The organism is Georgenia sp. M64 (assembly GCF_038049925.1).
Classification (GTDB): Bacteria; Actinomycetota; Actinomycetes; order Actinomycetales; family Actinomycetaceae; genus Georgenia.
The window spans coordinates 1,919,519-1,932,493 of sequence record NZ_CP145809.1; the positions used below are offsets into that span (position 1 = coordinate 1,919,519).

Here is a 12,975-nt window from a genome sequence, read left to right on the forward strand (position 1 = left end):
CAAGACCGCCGACCCGCCCTTCTGACCACGACGGCCAGGACACCAGCCGCGCCGGACGCGCGATCCACCGGACAAGCGCAGGTGCGCACGTGCGAAGCGGGCGCGGGACGTACCGGCCACGAGTGCCGGGGCGGATCGCGCGCGAGCCGAACGGTGAGCTCCCGAGACCTGCCGCATCGAGCGGCTCCACAGTGACGACGAGTGTGACCGCTCTCCGTTCTGGACCGAGCGTGAGCGGCACACGGTGACGAACGGGGGTGCCGTTCTCCGTCGTCGACCACGCGCCGCCGGTCTCGCGGCGGCTCAGGCCTGAAGCGCCTCGCGCACCTGATCCACCGCCGCGGCAAGCGCCGAACGCAGCGAACCGGCCTCCGGACCAGCCGCCAGGACCGCGCGCGACGTCGAGGCGAGAACCTGGCGGCGCGCCGGACCGAACACCTCCGCGAGCTCTCGCGCTCCGGCGCCCTGGGCACCGACGCCGGGGGCCAGGATGGCCCCGCCCATGCGGGTGAGGTCGACGCCCAGGTCAGCGACTGCCGAACCGGTGGTCGCACCCACCACCAGGCCCACCGAGCCCAGCTGCGCGGGCGCGGCGGTCGAGGCGACCACGGTGGCTGCCGGGTCACCGGCGGCGGCAGCAGCCGCGGCGGTCGAGGCGACCTCGGTGGCTGCCGGGTCAGCGGCAGCGGAATCAGCCGCGTTCTCGGCCGCCGCGTTCTCGGCCGCCGCGCTCTCGGCGATCCGCGCGGCCACGGCGACACCACCGTCGAGCGCGTGCTGGATCGAGGCGCCCTCGGGGTTGGACGTCAGCGCCAGGACGAAGATGCCGCGGCCGGTCTCCCGGGCGAGATCCAGCGCCGGGCGCAGCGAGCCGAACCCCAGATAGGGCGAGAGAGTGACGGCGTCCGCGGCCAGGGGCGAGCCGTCGCGCAGATAAGCGTCGGCGTAGCCGGCCATCGTCGATCCGATGTCGCCTCGTTTGACGTCGAGGACGGTGAGGGTGCCGGACGCCGCGGCGGCCGCCAGGACCTCCTCCAGGACGGCGACGCCCGCCGAGCCGTGGCGCTCGAAGAACGCCGACTGCGGCTTGAGAGCAGCCACGCGGCCACCGAGCGCCTCGACCACTCCGAGCGAGAAGCGGCGAAGCCCCTCCACGTCGTCATCGAGTCCCCAGGCGCGAAGGAGCCCGGGATGCGGGTCGATGCCGACGCAGAGCGGACCCTGAGCGGCCATCGCCGCGGCGAGCCGGGCTCCGAACGGCACCAGGACCCGGCGCGGCACGGCGGGTACGGACGGCGCCATCAGCGCGTCCCGGCGGCGGAGGACCCGGCCGGGGACGACGTGGCTGAGCCCGCCGAGGCTGACGTGACCGCGGCTGCCGCCCCGACGAGCGCCGCTGACGCGGACGAGGAAGCCTCACGGCGGACGAGACGAGCGGCGTCGTGGTCCTGGAGGCTGCGCACCCGGAACGGTCCGGCCGTCAGGGCCTCCACGGCGAGCACGGCGGCGCCGAACTCCTGGACGGTGGTGATGATCGGCTTGTCCGCCGCGGTCGTCGCCGCCCGGATCTCGTAGCCGTCGGCACGCGCACCCTGACCGCTGGGTGTGTTGATGACCATGTCGACGTCTCCGTCGGAGATGAGGTCGATGATCGTCGGCTCACCCTCGGGGCCGCGGCCCTGGGACGCCTTGCGCACCACGGTGGCGTGGATGCCGTAGCGGCGCAGCACCCCGGCCGTGCCCTCGGTCGCGAGGATCTCGAAGCCCAGCTCGACGAGCCGGTTGACCGGGAAGATGATCGATCGCTTGTCCCTGTCCGCGACCGAGACGAACACCCGCCCCGTCGTCGGCAGACCGCCGTACGCCGCGGACTGGGACTTGGCGAACGCACGCGGGAAGTCCACGTCGAAGCCCATGACCTCGCCCGTCGAGCGCATCTCGGGCCCGAGGAGGGTGTCCACGATCGTCCCGCGGGCGGTGGCGAACCGCTTGAACGGCAGCACGGCCTCCTTGACCGCCATGGGCGAGTCGAGGTCGAGCACCCCGCCGTCGTCGACGGGCAGGATCCCCCGCTCGCGCAGGGAGGCGATGCTCTCCCCCGCCATGACCAGCGAGGCGGCCTTGGCCAGCGGGACGCCGGTGGCCTTGGCGACGAAGGGCACCGTCCGCGACGCCCGCGGGTTCGCCTCGATGACGTAGAGGACGTCGGAGACGAGCGCGAACTGGATATTGATGAGGCCGTGCACGCCCACGCCCTCCGCGATCGCCTCGGTGGAGCGGCGGATCCGGGCGATCTCCGTCTGGGAGAGCGTCACGGGGGGCAGGACGCACGCGGAGTCGCCCGAGTGGATGCCCGCCTCCTCGATGTGCTCCATGACCCCGCCGAGGTAGAGCTCGGTGCCGTCGTAGAGCGCGTCGACGTCGATCTCGATGGCGTCGTCGAGGAAACGGTCGATGAGCAGGGGTGCCACCCGCCGGGTGGCGTCACCGGCCTCGACGGCCGAGCGCGCGATGTAGTCGCGCAGCCCGGGCTCGTCGTAGACGATCTCCATCCCGCGACCGCCCAGGACGTAGCTCGGGCGCACGAGGACGGGGAAGCCGATGGCCGCGGCGACCTCGAGGGCCTGCTCGGGCGAGGTCGCGGTCCCGAACGCCGGCGCCGGCAGGCCGGCCCGTCCCAGCACCGCGCCGAACGCCCCGCGGTCCTCGGCGAGGTCGATCGACTCCGGCGAGGTGCCCATGATGGGCACGCCCGCGTCGGCCAGCCGCTGGGCCAGCGACAGCGGGGTCTGACCGCCCAGCTGGACCACGACGCCGGCCACGGGACCGGCGGCGAGCTCGGCGTGGTAGATCTCGAGGACGTCCTCGAACGTCAGCGGCTCGAAGTAGAGCCGGTCGGAGATGTCGTAGTCCGTCGAGACCGTCTCGGGGTTGCAGTTGACCATGACGGTCTCGTACTTCTCCGCCAGCGCCAGGGCGGCGTGGACGCAGGAGTAGTCGAACTCGATGCCCTGGCCGATCCGGTTCGGCCCCGAGCCGAGGATGATCACGGCCTCGCGCTCGCGCGGGGCGACCTCGGTCTCGAGGTCGTACGCCGAGTAGTGGTAGGGCGTGCGGGCGGCGAACTCGGCGGCGCAGGTGTCGACCGTCTTGTACACCGGGCGCAGGCCGTAGGCGTGGCGCACCTCGCGGACCGCCTCCTCCCCCAGCCCGCGCAGCCGGCCGATCTGCAGGTCGGAGAAGCCGTTGCGCTTGGCCAGGCGCAGCACCCGCTCGGTGAGGGCCGGCGCGGTGCGGACCGCCTCGGCGACCTCCTCGATGAGGACGAGCTGGTCGAGGAACCACGGGTCGATCGCCGTCGCCTCGAACACCTCCTCGACGGTGGCGCCGCCGCGCAGCGCCTGCTGGACGTCGACCAGGCGTGTCTCGGTGGGGGTGCGCACCGACTCCAGGAGGGCCGCCGTCGCCTCGGCGTCGGGGGCCGGGCCGTCCCAGTGGAAGCTCGTGCCGCTCTTGTCGATCGAGCGCTGGGCCTTCTGCAGCGCCTCGGTGAAGTTGCGGCCCATCGCCATCGCCTCCCCCACCGACTTCATGGTGGTGGTGAGGGTGGGGTCGGCGGCGGGGAACTTCTCGAACGCGAACCGCGGCACCTTGACGACGACGTAGTCGAGCGTGGGCTCGAAGCTCGCCGGGGTGGAGCCGGTGATGTCGTTGGGGATCTCGTCGAGGGTGTAACCCACGGCGAGGCGGGCGGCGATCTTGGCGATGGGGAACCCGGTCGCCTTCGACGCCAGCGCCGAGGAGCGCGAGACGCGCGGGTTCATCTCGATGACGACGACGCGCCCCGTCGCGGGGTCGACCGCGAACTGGACGTTGCAGCCGCCGGTGTCGACGCCCACCTCGCGGATGATGGCGATGCCGACGTCGCGCAGCTTCTGGTACTCGCGGTCGGTGAGCGTCAGGGCCGGCGCGACGGTGATCGAGTCGCCGGTGTGCACGCCGACGGGGTCGACGTTCTCGATCGAGCACACGACGACGACGTTGTCCGCCTTGTCGCGCATGAGCTCGAGCTCGAACTCCTTCCAGCCGAGGATGGACTCCTCGAGCAGCACCTCGGTGGTGGGCGAGTAGTGCAGGCCCGCGCCGGCGATCCGGGTGAGGTCCTCGGGGGTGTACGCCATGCCGGAGCCCAGGCCGCCCATGGTGAAGGAGGGCCGCACGACGAGCGGGTAGCCCAGCTCCTCGGCGGCGGCGTGGCACTCCTCGAGGCTGTGGGTGATGACCGACCGGGCGCTCTCCGCCCCGCACCGCTCGACGACGCCCTTGAAGGCCTCCCGGTCCTCGGCGAGGTTGATCGCGTCGATGGAGGCGCCGATGAGCTCCACGCCGAACTCCTCCAGGACACCGGCCTCGTGCAGGGCGATGGCCGTGTTGAGGGCCGTCTGCCCGCCCAGGGTGGGCAGGAGGGCGTCGGGGCGCTCCTTGGCGATGATCGTGGCGACGACCTCGGGGGTGATCGGCTCGACGTACGTGGCGTCGGCCATCTCGGGGTCGGTCATGATCGTGGCCGGGTTGGAGTTGACGAGGATGACCCGCATGCCCTCCTCGCGCAGCACGCGCACGGCCTGGGTGCCGGAGTAGTCGAACTCGGCGGCCTGGCCGATGACGATCGGCCCGGAGCCGATGACCAGGACGCTGGAGATGTCGGTGCGCCGGGGCATCAGCTGTTCTCGCTCTCGTCGGTGGTGCCGGCGGGGCCGGTGGTGGTGCTGTCGGTGGCCGTGCGGTCGACCGGATGAGTCGCCGGCGTCCCCGTGCCGGCGGTCAGGCCGGCGGGCGCGGCCTCCCCCCGCTCGGCGAGCATGAGCCGGACGAACCGGTCGAAGAGGTGCTCCGCGTCGTGCGGGCCGGCCGCCGCCTCGGGGTGGTACTGCACCGAGAAGGCGGGGATGTCCAGGGCGCGCAGGCCCTCGACCACGTTGTCGTTGAGACCCACGTGCGAGACCTCCACGCGGCCGTACCGCCCGCCCTCGAACGGTGCGGTGGACGGCTCGCCGATGGGGGCGTCGACGGCGAAGCCGTGGTTGTGCGCGGTGATCTCCACCTTGCCGGTCTCGCGGTCCAGGACCGGCTGGTTGACCCCGCGGTGGCCGTACTCGAGCTTGTACGTGCCGTACCCGAGCGCCCGGCCGAGGAGCTGGTTGCCGAAGCAGATGCCGAAGAACGGCAGGCCGGCGTCGAGGACCCCGCGCAGGAGGTCGACCTCGTGGGTGGCGGCCTCGGGGTCGCCGGGGCCGTTGGAGAAGAACACCCCGTCGGGCTTCAGGGCCAGCACCTCGGCGAGGGTCACCGACTGCGGGACGACGTGCACGCGCACCCCCCGAGCGGCGAGCTGCTGCGGCGTGCGGGACTTGATGCCGAGGTCGACGGCGACGACGGTCGCGACCGCTTCGCCGGCGCGGTCGTCGGTGGGCTCGACGGTGTACGCGGCCTCGGTGCTGACCTCGCGCGCGAGGTCGGCACCGAGCATCTCCGGGGACTCCCGGACGACGTCGAGGAGCACCTCGGTGGCCTGCTCGGTGAGGTTCTCGGCGCCCGCGGGCAGGGCGGCGCCGGAGAAGATGCCGGCGCGCATGACCCCGCGCTCGCGCAGGTGCCGGGTCAGGGCCCGGGTGTCGACGTCGCAGATCCCCACGACGCCCTGCTCGGCGAGCTCGTCCTCCAGCTCGCGCTGGGAGCGCCACGACGACGCCCGGCGGGCGGCGTCGCGCACGACGAACCCGGCCACCCAGATCCGGTGCGACTCCGGGTCCTCGTCGTTGACGCCGGTGTTGCCGATGTGCGGGGCCGTCATGACGACGATCTGGCGGTGGTAGGACGGGTCGGTGAGGGTCTCCTGGTAGCCGGTCATCCCGGTGGAGAAGACGATCTCGCCGACCGTGCGGCCGGTGGCGGCGTAGGCGCTGCCACGCAGGACGAGACCGTCCTCGAGGACGATGAGCGCGGGCTCGCGCAGGGCGCCGCGGGGGGCCGTGCCCGATGCCTGGCTGATGGGGGCGCTCATGCGCCTGCCTCCTCACGCGCCACGGGGGCGCCGTCGAGAACGGTGGGACGTCCCCGCAGGAACGTCGCGACCACCCGGCCGGGGAGCTCCCGGCCGGCGTACGGGGTGTTGCGGCTGCGGGTGGCCTGGACGGCCGGGTCGACGACCCGACGCGCGGCGGGGTCGACGAGGGTGAGGTTGGCCGGCTCGCCGACGGCGAGGGGCCGGCCGTGGCCGGTGACGCGGCCGATCCGGGCCGGCGCCTCGGACATGACGCGTGCGACGTCGGCCCAGGTCGTGCGGCCGCTGTCGACCATGACCTCCTGGACGACCGACAGGGCGGTCTCCAGCCCGGTCATGCCGAAGGCGCCGGCCGCCCACTCGCAGTCCTTGTCCTCGGCCGCGTGCGGGGCGTGGTCGGTGCCGACCGTGTCGATGGTGCCGTCGGCCAGGCCCGCCCGGACCGCCTCGACGTCCTCGGCGGTGCGCAGCGGCGGGTTGACCTTGAACAGCGGGTCGTAGCTGCGGGCGAGCTCGTCGGTGAGGAGGAGGTGGTGCGGGGTGACCTCCGCCGTCACCGCGATGCCGCGGGCCTTGGCCCACCGGACGATGTCGACCGACCCGGCCGTGGACAGGTGGAGCACGTGCAGGCGGGAGCCGACGTGCTCGGCGAGGAGGACGTCGCGGGCGATGATCGACTCCTCCGCCACCGCCGGCCAGCCGGCGAGGCCGAGCTCGGCGGAGACGGCCCCCTCGTGCATCTGGGCGCCCTCGGTCAGGCGCGGCTCCTGGGCGTGCTGGGCGATGACGCCGTCGAGGCCCTTGACGTACTCCAGGGCGCGTCGCATGAGGACGGGGTCCGCCACGCACCGGCCGTCGTCGGAGAACACCCGCACGCGGGCGGCGGACTGGGCCATGGCCCCGAGCTCGGCCAGCACCTTGCCCTCGAGGCCGACGGAGACGGCACCGACGGGGTGGACGTCGGCCCAGCCGGCCTCGCGGCCGAGGTTCCACACCTGCTCGACGACCCCGGCGGTGTCCGCGACCGGGGAGGTGTTGGCCATGGCGTGCACCGCGGTGAAGCCGCCGAGCGCGGCGGCACGCGTCCCGGTCGCGACCGTCTCGGTGTCCTCCCGGCCGGGCTCGCGCAGGTGGGTGTGCAGGTCGACCAGACCGGGCAGCGCGACGAGGCCGTCGGCGTCGACGACGACCGCGTCGCGCCCGGCCGCACGGGCGGCGTCGGCACCGACGGCGGCGATACGGCCCTCACGCAGGAGCAGGTCGGCCGGGTCGCCGCCGAGGAGGCGCGCGCCGCGGACGAGGTGGTCGGTCATGAGATCCCTCCGTCGGTGCCCCCGGACAGGAGCAGGTACAGCACGGCCATGCGGACCGAGACGCCGTTGGCGACCTGCTCGACGATGGTCGAGCGCGGGGAGTCGGCGGCCTCGGCGCTGATCTCCAGGCCGCGGTTCATCGGTCCCGGGTGCATGACGATGGCGTGCTCGGGCAGCGCCCGCAGCCGCGGGCCGTCCAGGCCGTAGCGGCGGTGGTACTCCTGCGGCGAGGGGAAGAACCCGCCGCCGGCGCTGGACATCCGCTCGCGCTGGACGCGCAGCATCATCACCGCGTCGGGGGCGTCGGCCTCGACGGCCTCGTCGAGGTCGTAGCGGACCGTCGCGGGCCAGCCGTCCATGCCGACCGGGAGCAGGGTGGGCGGGCCGACGAGGGTGACCCTCGCCCCCAGGGTGGAGAGGAGCTGGACGTTCGACCGGGCGACGCGCGAGTGGAGGACGTCGCCGACGATGACCACCGACGTCCCGGCGAGGTCGGAGCCGGTCGGGGCGGGGGTGGCGCCGGCCGCGTCCGACGCGATGACGTCGCGGGCGTGGAGGTGGCGGCGCAGGGTGAACGCGTCGAGCAGGGCCTGGGTGGGGTGCTGGTGCGTGCCGTCGCCGGCGTTGAGGACCGGGACGTCGATCCAGCCCGAGTGGGCGAGCCGGTGGGGGGCGCCGGAGGCCTGGTGCCGGATGACGACGCCGTCGGCGCCCATCGCCTGCAGGGTCTGGGCGGTGTCCTTGAGGGACTCGCCCTTGGACACCGAGGAGCCCTTCGCGGAGAAGTTGATGACGTCGGCGCTCAGTCGCTTGGCGGCCGCCTCGAAGGAGATCCGCGTGCGGGTGGAGTCCTCGAAGAAGAGGTTGACGACCGTGCGGCCGCGCAGGGTGGGCAGCTTCTTCATCGTCCGGCCCTGGGTGGCGGCCATCGCCTCGGCGGTGTCGAGGACGCCGACGGCCGTGTCGTGGTCGAGGTCGGCGGCGGAGAGGAGGTGCCTCATCGTGCCTCCCCCGCGATCGTCACGGCGTCGTCCGAGCCGTCGATCTCCGAGAGCTGCACGCTCACCCGCTCGCTGCGGGCGGTGGGCAGGTTCTTCCCCACGTAGTCGGCGCGGATGGGCAGCTCCCGGTGGCCGCGGTCGACGAGGACGGCGAGCTGGACGGCCCGGGGGCGCCCGAGGTCCTGGAGGGCGTCCAGGGCGGCGCGGACCGTCCGGCCGGAGAAGAGGACGTCGTCGACGAGGACGACGACCTTGTCGTCGATCCCGCCCGGTGGGAGCGACGTCGGGCCCAGCGGCCGGGTGGGGTGGGACCGGAGGTCGTCGCGGTACATGGTGATGTCGAGGGACCCGACCGGGATCTCCCGGCCGCCCTCGGTGCCGGCCATGCGCCGGGCGACGCGCTCCGCGAGCGGGACGCCGCGGGTCGGGATGCCCAGGACGACGACGTCCTCGCTGCCGTGGTTGCGTTCGAGGATCTCGTGCGCGATCCGGGTGAGGGACCGGGAGACGTCGGCGTCGGAGAGGACCTGTCGGGGCGTGCTGGTCACGATGGACCTCCTTCCCCGCCTCACGGGACGGGTGTTAAAGGATGTCGGACAGCGCCGATGGTACGCCCTGGCTCGGCGCGTTCCCCGCGCTGTCCGCGGGTCGGCACCGTGGCGCCGCTCACGCCTCGTCGAGCAGACGCCGCAGCATCTCGAGCGCGCGCAGGACCGTGCCGGTGAGGACGTCCTGGGGGTCGCCGGGCAGGTGGTGCTCCTCGTGGCGGGCGGTGCCGCGCAGGTGCCCGCCGACGAACACCGTCCCGGCGGGTCGTCCCTCCTGCGGCCCGGGACCGCCGACGCCCGTGACCGAGGCCGTGACGTCCGCACCGGTGAGGCGGGCGACGCCGTCGGCCATCTGCTCCGCACACCTCGCCGTGACCACCGGGCCGGGGGCCACGCCCAGGACCGTGAACTTGACCTCGTCGAGGTAGGACACCACGCCGCCGGCGAACCAGGTGGACGCCTCCTCGGCGGCGCCGAGCTGGGTGGCCAGCAGCCCGGCCGTGAGGGACTCGGCCACCGCGACCGTCAGGCCCGAGGTCCGTGCCCGGGCGGCGATCTCGTCGAGGAGCGGCTGCGCGCCGTCGATGATCGTGGTCATGGAGCCCGATGATGCCCGGCCCCTCCGGGTCCCGCACGGTGTGGGCGTCCCGGCCCGGGACCCGCCCCGCCGATACGCTCGGCGGGCCGGGAGGTCCGGCCCAGCGGCGGAGGAGCACGGTGCGCACGGTCCGACTCAAGAACGTCGTCCTCGGCGAGGACCCGACGAAGGTGATCGTCCCACTCACCGGTGCCGACGCCGCGAGCCTCGTCGACGAGGTGCGCGCCGTGCGGGCGGTGCGCGCAGGTCCAGACGGGCACGACGCCAGCAGCGTCGTCGACGTCGTGGAGTGGCGGGCGGACCACCTGGCCCGGGGGGTCGGGCCCGACGGGCCCGCTGCCGACGGGCCCGCGGCCGACGGGCCCGCTGCCGACAGGCCCGCGGCCGACGCGCGAGTGGCCGACGCGCTCGTGCCCGACGTGCTCGCGGCCGGCCGGATGATCGCCGCCGAGGCCGGCGACCTGCCCGTGCTCTTCACCTTCCGCACCGCCGCGGAGGGCGGCGCGGCGGCGATCGCGGACGAGGACTACGCCGACCTCACGATCGCGGTCGCCCGGTCGGGCCTGGTCGACGCCGTCGACGTCGAGCTGTTCCGGGACGAGCGGCAGGTGCGGCGGGTCGTCGCGGCCGCCCACGAGGCGGGTGTCGCCGTCGTCATGTCCACCCACGACTTCGCCGGCACCCCGGCGACGCAGGAGATCCTCGACCGCCTGGAGCGGATGGTCGAGCTCGGGGCCGACGTCGCCAAGCTCGCTGCGACCCCCCGGGACGCCGGGGACGTGCTGACCCTGCTCGACGCCACATGGACGATGAGCCGCCGGACGGACCGTCCGCTCATCACCATGGCGATGGGCCGGGTGGGAGTGGCCTCGCGGCTCGTGGGTGGGGTGTTCGGCTCGGCCGCCACCTTCGGGAGCGTCGGCGCGGCGTCGGCCCCCGGTCAGGTGCCGGTGGGCGAGCTGAACCGGGTGCTGCGCCTGCTGGGGTGAGCCGGTGCGCCTGCCGGGGTGGCCGGTGAGCCTGCCGGGGTGGCCGGTGAGCCTGCCTCAGAGGGTGGGCTTGATCTCCATCAGCCGGGCGAGCAGCCCGTTGACGAACGACGGGGACTCGTCCGTGGACAGCTCGGTGGCGAGGTTGACCGCCTCGTCGACGGCGACCGCGTCGGGGACGTCGTCGTTGTAGAGGAGCTCCCACGCGCCCAGGCGGAGGATGGCCCGGTCGACCGCCGCCATCCGCTCGAGCGACCAGCCCTGGGAGTAGGTGCGCAGCAGCTCGTCGATCTCGCCGCCGTGCGCGGCGACACCGGTGACGATCTCCGCCGCGTACGGCGGGAAGGGGCCCTGCGCGACCGTGATCTGCTTGCGCTCCTCCAGGAGGGCGAGCAGGTCGTCGGCCGTGTCACCACGGCCCTTCTGGTCGGCCTCGAACAGGACGTCCAACGCCCGGCGTCGGGCCTTGGTGCGTGCGGCCACGGAGGTCCTCTCTGGTGCTCGTGCTCCTGGTCGTGCGTGTGGTCGCGATCAGGCCGGTCGGCCCGGGCGGCCGGTCAGCTGACGCGACCGAGGTAGTCGCCCGAGCGGGTGTCCACCTTGACCTTGGTGCCGATCTCGAGGAACAGCGGGACCTGGATCTCGTAGCCGGTCTCCACGGTGGCGGGCTTGGTGCCGGCCGAGGAGCGGTCGCCCTGCAGGCCCGGCTCGGTGTAGGTGATCTCGAGGACGACGGAGGCGGGCAGCTCGACGAAGAGCACCGTGCCCTCGTGCGTGGCCACGATGGCCTCCTGGTTCTCCAGGAGGAAGTTTGCGGCGTCGCCGACCGTCTCGGCCGGGACGTGGATCTGCTCGTACGTCTCGGAGTCCATGAAGACGAAGTCGGTGCCGTCCTTGTACAGGAACTGCATGTCGCGGCGGTCGACCGTCGCGGTCTCGACCTTGATGCCCGCGTTGAAGGTCTTGTCGACGGTCTTGCCCGACATGACGTTCTTGAGCTTGGTGCGGACGAAGGCGGGGCCCTTGCCCGGCTTGACGTGCTGGAACTCGACGACCTGCCAGAGCTGTCCGTCGATGTTGAGCACGAGGCCGTTCTTCAGGTCGTTCGTCGTCGCCACGTTTCTCTGCCGTTCCTGTCGTCGAGTGCTGGTCGCGCCACCGGTCGCCGGGCGCCGGGCAGCGCCGGTCAGGATACCGCGCCGAGCACCAGCACGCCGACGACGCCGAGGAGGGCGGCCCAGATGTAGCTCGCCAGTGTGCCGATGATGAACCGTTCCGCGGCGGGGCTGCGCTTGTCGGGATGGGCCTCACGCAGCTCGGGGTAGCGGCCGAGGCCCTTGACGGCCAGCACGACGGCGACCGTCTCGGGGTAGCCGGCGAGGACGCCGCCGGTGATCGCGAAGCGCTCGAGCATGCCGATCCAGGTGCCCCCGCGCAGCACGCCGGGGATGACCGGCCCCGGCTCCACGCGCCGCAGGGTGGCACCGACGATCACCCGGCCCAGCAGGGCCGAGAGCAGCAGCACGGCGATGACGACGCCCGCCTGGAGGCCTGTGGTCGAACTCACCTGTTCTCCTTCGGGACGCGTGGGGTGTCGTTGCCGTTGCCGTTGCCGTTGCCGTTGCCGTTGCCGGTGCCGGTGCCGGTGCCGGTGTCGGTGCCGGTCCGGGACCGTGCCTGGGGGCCGGTCCCGGACGGTCCCACGGCGCCGGTGAGGAGCTCCGCGGCCAGGGGCCGGACGGCGCGCTCCTCCTCGATCATGGCCGAGCGCACGCGCTGGCTCACGGCCTGCTCGCTGATGCCCAGCGTCGCGGCGACGTCCTTCTGCAGGGCCCCGCCCACGAGCAGGTCCGCCACCTCCCAGCCGGGAGCCGAGCGACGGCGCACGACGGCGGCGAGGAGCTGCAGGAGGGCGGTCGCCCGCTCGGCGGCCGAGGTGTCCTCGCCGGTGACGACCACCGGCGCCGGCACGGCCCGTCCCCGGGCCCGCTCGACGGCGGTACGGGCGTGGACGAACGCCGGTCCCGAGCTGGCCCGGGAGGTCTCCGCCAGTGCGTCGGTCGGACCGGCGCCGATCCCGACGGCCCACTCGCCCAGCCGGATGAGGTGCAGCGCCAGGTCGACGGCGGCGGAGGGGTCCGACAGGACGATCTGGACCTCGTCGCCCACGGTCCGCTCGAGAGGGAGGACGACGGCGTCCGCGTGGGCGCGGTCCCACCCCTCCTGCGCGTCGAGCAGTGCGGCGACCTTGTCGCCACGTACCTTGCTCGCGTGCTGGTCTGCGGTGAGCACGAACATAGGATCAAGCCTAGGGACTAGACTGCGGCAGGTCAAGGGTTGGGGCTTGATCGCCCGGAGTGGCGGGTCGGGGTGGCTGCGCCGCGCACCGCGATGCCGGAAACGAATGTGTGAGCCCAGGGACGTGTCCGTCCCGACGATCAAGGTTCCTCGCTTGATGTGTT

Annotated in this window: 12 protein-coding genes; 1 reads left to right on the plus strand and 11 read right to left on the minus strand. The window is 73.4% G+C overall.

What is annotated here, in order from left to right:
* Nucleotides 1-303: 303 nt before the first annotated feature.
* The 7 genes from pyrF to AAEM63_RS08770 all read right to left on the minus strand — a co-directional run bounded on the left by pyrF (nt 304) and on the right by AAEM63_RS08770 (nt 9,524).
* Nucleotides 304-1,302, minus strand: a complete 999-nt coding sequence (pyrF, locus tag AAEM63_RS08740) for an orotidine-5'-phosphate decarboxylase (RefSeq protein WP_341361148.1) — start codon at nt 1,300-1,302, stop codon at nt 304-306.
* The gene (gene carB, locus AAEM63_RS08745) at nt 1,302-4,721 is read right to left on the minus strand and encodes a carbamoyl-phosphate synthase large subunit (RefSeq protein ID WP_341361149.1); all 3,420 of its coding nucleotides are present in this window, start codon (nt 4,719-4,721) and stop codon (nt 1,302-1,304) included. The genes pyrF and carB overlap by 1 nt, the downstream gene beginning before the upstream one ends.
* The gene (gene carA, locus AAEM63_RS08750; RefSeq protein ID WP_341361150.1) at nt 4,721-6,064 is read right to left on the minus strand and encodes a glutamine-hydrolyzing carbamoyl-phosphate synthase small subunit; all 1,344 of its coding nucleotides are present in this window, start codon (nt 6,062-6,064) and stop codon (nt 4,721-4,723) included. Before carA ends, carB begins: the two co-directional genes overlap by 1 nt.
* Nucleotides 6,061-7,377, minus strand: a complete 1,317-nt coding sequence (locus AAEM63_RS08755) for a dihydroorotase (RefSeq protein WP_341361151.1) — start codon at nt 7,375-7,377, stop codon at nt 6,061-6,063. Before AAEM63_RS08755 ends, carA begins: the two co-directional genes overlap by 4 nt.
* Nucleotides 7,374-8,378: an aspartate carbamoyltransferase catalytic subunit gene (locus tag AAEM63_RS08760; protein WP_341361152.1), complete on the minus strand. Its 1,005-nt coding sequence runs from the start codon at nt 8,376-8,378 to the stop codon at nt 7,374-7,376. The genes AAEM63_RS08755 and AAEM63_RS08760 overlap by 4 nt, the downstream gene beginning before the upstream one ends.
* Nucleotides 8,375-8,926, minus strand: coding sequence for a bifunctional pyr operon transcriptional regulator/uracil phosphoribosyltransferase PyrR (pyrR, locus tag AAEM63_RS08765; protein WP_341361153.1), 552 nt, complete (start codon nt 8,924-8,926; stop codon nt 8,375-8,377). The genes AAEM63_RS08760 and pyrR overlap by 4 nt, the downstream gene beginning before the upstream one ends.
* Nucleotides 8,927-9,044: 118 nt before the next feature.
* Complete coding sequence (locus AAEM63_RS08770) at nt 9,045-9,524, minus strand: CinA family protein (RefSeq protein WP_341361154.1); 480 nt, start codon at nt 9,522-9,524, stop codon at nt 9,045-9,047.
* 119 nt (nt 9,525-9,643) lie between these two features.
* Here AAEM63_RS08770 and aroD point away from each other — a divergent pair, with 119 nt between their 5' ends.
* Entirely contained in the window at nt 9,644-10,513 is an 870-nt protein-coding gene (gene aroD, locus AAEM63_RS08775; protein WP_341361155.1) for a type I 3-dehydroquinate dehydratase, read from the plus strand.
* Nucleotides 10,514-10,570: 57 nt separating this feature from the next.
* On the opposite strand, the gene nusB is transcribed toward aroD, so the two are convergent.
* From nusB to AAEM63_RS08795, 4 genes are all read right to left on the minus strand, one after another.
* Nucleotides 10,571-10,996 carry a transcription antitermination factor NusB gene (gene nusB / locus AAEM63_RS08780; RefSeq protein ID WP_123918708.1) on the minus strand — a complete coding sequence of 142 codons (426 nt, stop codon included), beginning with the start codon at nt 10,994-10,996 and terminating at the stop codon, nt 10,571-10,573.
* Nucleotides 10,997-11,070: 74 nt separating this feature from the next.
* On the minus strand, nt 11,071-11,631 hold the full coding sequence (gene efp, locus AAEM63_RS08785) for an elongation factor P (RefSeq protein ID WP_123918710.1): 561 nt from the start codon (nt 11,629-11,631) through the stop codon (nt 11,071-11,073).
* Nucleotides 11,632-11,699: 68 nt separating this feature from the next.
* Nucleotides 11,700-12,080, minus strand: a complete 381-nt coding sequence (locus AAEM63_RS08790; RefSeq protein WP_341361156.1) for a hypothetical protein — start codon at nt 12,078-12,080, stop codon at nt 11,700-11,702.
* Entirely contained in the window at nt 12,077-12,811 is a 735-nt protein-coding gene (locus tag AAEM63_RS08795; RefSeq protein WP_341361157.1) for a hypothetical protein, read from the minus strand. Before AAEM63_RS08795 ends, AAEM63_RS08790 begins: the two co-directional genes overlap by 4 nt.
* Nucleotides 12,812-12,975 lie beyond the last annotated feature (164 nt).